This window comes from Terriglobales bacterium (genome assembly GCA_035624475.1).
GTDB lineage: Bacteria > Acidobacteriota > Terriglobia > Terriglobales > Acidobacteriaceae > DASPRL01.
Genome location: DASPRL010000024.1, coordinates 1 through 4269, shown reverse-complemented (window position 1 = coordinate 4269; position 4269 = coordinate 1). Strand labels below are relative to the sequence as shown.

The window sequence follows — 4269 nt, the reverse complement described above, 5'->3', positions numbered from 1 at the left end:
CACAACGGCGTGGCCCTGTTCATCGAGTGCATCATCGCTTCCTCTTTCGACCCGGCGGCGCGCGAGCGCTTCGCCAAGCGCAAAGACCTGCGCTTGCTCGAGGCCACTCCTGACCCCCTGCGCTACGTGCTCAAGGCGGTCTCGGGCGGCGCCCTGCTGCAGGACAACGACCTGCACCGGCTCGACCCCAAGGACGTCAAGGTGGTCAGCGCCCGCCCGCCCAGTGAAGAGGAGATGCGCGCTCTGCTCTTCGCCTGGAAGATCTGCAAGCACGTCAAATCGAACGCCATCGTCTACGCGCGCGAGGGGCAGACGGTGGGCGTGGGCGCGGGGCAGATGAGCCGCGTGGACTCGGCCAAGATCGGCGCCATGAAGGCGGTGCTGCCGGTGAAGGGAACCGTGGCCGCCTCCGACGCCTTCTTCCCCTTCCCCGACGGGGTGGAGGAGATCGCCAAGGCGGGCGCCACCGCCATCATCCAGCCCGGGGGCTCGGTGCGCGACCAGGAGATCATCGAGGCCGCCAACCGCCTGGGCCTGGCCATGGTCTTCACCGGCATCCGCCACTTCCGCCACTAGACGCAAGCTCCGCCCGCTCCTGCGTTCTTGAAAGTAGGGCTGGCAGGGCCTCGGGCCCATGGGTCACGTCCGTCGCGGACGGCAAACAGGGTAAAATAGGCATCAACCCGACCGAGGCCGCGCGCATCTATTTGGCGACCGGCGTGTTTCTAGGGGCCAGGGGCGCTTTTCCCGGAAATAGGGCTTGAATGAGAATCCGATACGTTGTTCCGCTCGTCGTCCTGGCATCACTCCTGGCGTATTCCCAGCAGGCGCCCAAGCCCCAGGAGTCGGCCCCACCCGAGGCCACGCCCAAAGCTCCCGACCACGCCGCCGCCTACTACCACGCCATGCTGGCGCACAGCTATGAGGAGCAGCGGCAGTACAGCAAGGCCATCGATGAATACAAGCTGGCCATCGCCGCCGATCCCACCGACTCCTACCTGGCAGGGCAACTGGTGGAGCTCTACGCCAACAGCGGGCGCATCCGCGAGGCGGTGCTGGCGGCCCAGGAGATCCTCAAGCGCGATCCCAACAACGTGGCCGTGCACAAGCAGTTGGGGCGCATCTACCTGCGCTCGCTGGGAGACGTGCAGGCGGGGCAGCAGTCCGACGACCTCCTGCGCCTGGCCCTGGAGCAGTATCAGGAGATCGTGCGCCTGGAGCCCACGGCCGAGAACCATCTTCTGCTGGGGCGGCTCTACCGGCTGAACAACAACACGGCCGCGGCGGAGAGCGAGTTCAAGGCCGCGGTCGCGGCCCAGCCCGACTCCGAAGAAGCGGTCAGCAATCTCGCCCTGCTTTACAACGAAGAGAGCGACTACGCGCACGCCATCCAGCTCCTGACCGCGGTGCCGGAGGCGGCCCGCTCCCCCAAGATCTACGCCACCCTGGGCTATACCTACGAGCAGCAGAAGGACTACCAGCGCGCGGTCGAGGCCTACCGCAAGGCCGTCGAACTGGACCACGACAATCTGGATGCCATCCGCGGCCTGGCCCAGAACCTGCTCAACGACGGCCAGATGGAGGCCGCCCTGGAGCAATACAAGGTCGTCGCCGAGGCCGATCCCCAGGACGCCCAGGCCTTTCTGCGCATGGCCGAGATCTACCGCCGCACCGGGCGGTTCGACGCCGCCCTCGACAACCTGAAGAAGGTGGAGGCGCTGGCGCCGGGCTCGCTCGAGGTTCCCTACAACATGGCCCTGGTGTACGACAGCGAGGGGCGCTTCCCGGAGGCGGTGCAGAAACTGCAGGCCCTGCTCGACCAGACCGCCAAGCCCGACGGCAACTATAGCTCCGCCGACCGCGCCAATCGCGCCATCTTCCTGGAGCGGCTGGGGAATGTCTATCGGGAGATGAACCAGCCGCTGCAGGCGGTGGACACGTTCCGCAAGATGCTGGAGCTGGGCGACGACAACGCTTCCCGCGCCTACCAGGAGATCGTCGAGCTCTACCGCGACGCCAAGCAGTGGAACCTGGCCATGGCCGCGGCCCAGGAAGCGGTCGCCAAGTTGCCCCAGGACCGCACCCTGAAGATGGTGCTGGCCGCGCAGATGGCCGACGCGGGCCAGCCCGAGGCCGCCCTCGCCCAGGTCAGCAGCCTGCTCAAGGGCACGCCCGACGACCGCGACGTCTACCTCACCCTCACCACCCTCTACAGCCGGCTGAAGCGCTGGGGAGACGCGGAGGAGGCGCTGCGCAAGGCCGATGCGCTGGTTTCCCGGCCCGACGACCGCGACTACGACAACTTCCTGTGGGGCTCGCTCTATGAGCGCCAGAAGAAGTACGACCTGGCCGAGGAGATGTTCAAGAAGGTGATCGCCGGCGATCCCCGCAACGCCGCCGCCCTCAACTACCTGGGCTACATGCTGGCCGACCGCGGCCAGCGCCTGGAAGAGGCCCTCGGCTACATCCAGAAAGCGGTGCGGCTGGAGCCGGAGAACGGCGCCTACCTGGACTCGCTGGGCTGGACCTACTTCAAGCTGGGCAACTACGAACTGGCGGAGCAGAATCTGCGCAAGGCCGTGGATCGCATGGGCAACGACGGCACCATCCAGGACCACATGGCGGAGGTGTACGAGAAGAAGGGCGACCTGCGCCAGGCCGTCGCCCACTGGGAGCGGGCGCTGGCGGAGTGGAGCAAGTCCAGCCCCGCCGACGTGGACTCCGCCGACGTCGCCCGCGTGCAGAAGAAGCTGGAATCCACCAAGGTCCGCCTGGCCCAGCAGAAGAGTCAGTGAATAGTGGATAGTGAATAGTGACGGGCGGCCGTGCCGGCCGCCCGTTTGCACTTCGTGCCCTCCATGGTTCCCTTTGTGCCCTTCGTGGTGAGCTTTTCTATCCACTATTCACTATCCACTATCCACTGAGTACACTTTCTTCATGCTCGCCCCGTATGCGGTCAGAGTGGAGGAATCGCGCGGGCGCCGTCATCCCGAGCCCCCGCATCCCTACCGCAACGACTTCCAGCGCGACCGCGACCGCATCGTGCACGCGCGCGCCTTCCGCCGACTGGAAAACAAGACCCAGGTCTTCACCCGCCGCCTCTCCGACCACTTCCGCAACCGGCTGACCCACACTATCGAAGTCTCGCAGATCTCGCGCACCATCGCCGCCGCCCTGGGGCTGAACCTGGACCTGGTGGAGGCGCTGGCCCTGGCCCACGACCTTGGCCATCCTCCCTTCGGCCACGCCGGGGAGCAGGCTTTGGACGCGGCCATGCGCGCCCACGGCTCCTTCTTCGACCACAACCTGCACGCGCTGCGCATCGTCGAGGACTTCGAACGGCGCTACGCTGCCTTCCGCGGCCTCAATCTCACCTTCGAGGTGCGCGAGGGCATCGTCAAGCACTCCCGCGACTACCACGCCGGCGACTTCCCCGAACTGGCTGAGTACCTGCTCGAGCAGCGCCCGCCGCTCGAAGCCCAGCTCATCGACCTCACCGACGAGATCGCCTACAACACCGCCGACCTGGACGACGGCCTGGAGTCACGCCTGCTCACCTTGCGGCAGATCCGCCAGGGGGTGGAGAGCTTCGACCGCCTGTACCGCGAGGTGCAGACGAAGTACCCGGGCGCGCCCGAGAAGCTGAAGTTCAACGAGGCCCTCAAGCGCCTGATCGACCGCATGGTCACCGACCTGATCGAGAACACGCGCGCGCGGGTGGCGGCCGCGGGCGCGCAGTCGGTGGAAGACGTGCGCCGCCATCCTGAGCGCTTGGCCGCCTTCAGCCCCGCAGTCGAGGCCGAGCGCCGTGCCGCCAAGGAGTTTCTCTATCAGAACCTCTACTTCAGCGCCCGCCTCGATCCGGAAAAGCAGCAGGCGGAGCGGGTGATCCGGGAATTGTTCGAGCACTGGCTGGCGCGGCCGGAGACGTTGCCCGCCGGCTATCAGGAGAAGGCCCGGCAGGAGCCCCTGCCGCGCGTGGTCTGCGACTACATCGCGGGCATGACCGACCCCTTCATCGTCAAGCAGCACCGCAAGCTGCTGGGCGGAAAGCAAACCTAAAGAGAGGGTGGGCAGGCTTGCCGGCCTGCATCGGCGATCGGCCGGCGGGAGAAGAAGATGCCCTGGTCAGCCGCGGCGGCGGCGGTCGCGCTTGCCCGGGCGATGGAGCCGGTCTTCGGCGACCTCGCGGCGGTGGCCGCGGCTGGTGAGCAGGCGGGAGTCGGCGCGGTTGATGGTCTTCTCCAGGCGCTCGCCGCCTTCACGCAC

At 67.1% G+C, this 4269-nt stretch carries 3 protein-coding genes; all 3 read left to right on the top strand.

Features of this window, described 5'->3' with window-relative positions; genetic code table 11:
- Nucleotides 1–576 (top strand): bifunctional phosphoribosylaminoimidazolecarboxamide formyltransferase/IMP cyclohydrolase (purH, locus tag VEG08_01260; protein HXZ26606.1); only part of this gene is annotated, 576 nt, incomplete at its 5' end.
- 188 nt (nt 577–764) lie between these two features.
- Complete coding sequence (locus VEG08_01255; GenBank protein HXZ26605.1) at nt 765–2795, top strand: tetratricopeptide repeat protein; 2031 nt, start codon at nt 765–767, stop codon at nt 2793–2795.
- Nucleotides 2796–2937: 142 nt separating this feature from the next.
- On the top strand, nt 2938–4062 hold the full coding sequence (locus tag VEG08_01250; GenBank protein HXZ26604.1) for a deoxyguanosinetriphosphate triphosphohydrolase: 1125 nt from the start codon (nt 2938–2940) through the stop codon (nt 4060–4062).
- Nucleotides 4063–4269: the final 207 nt, after the last annotated feature.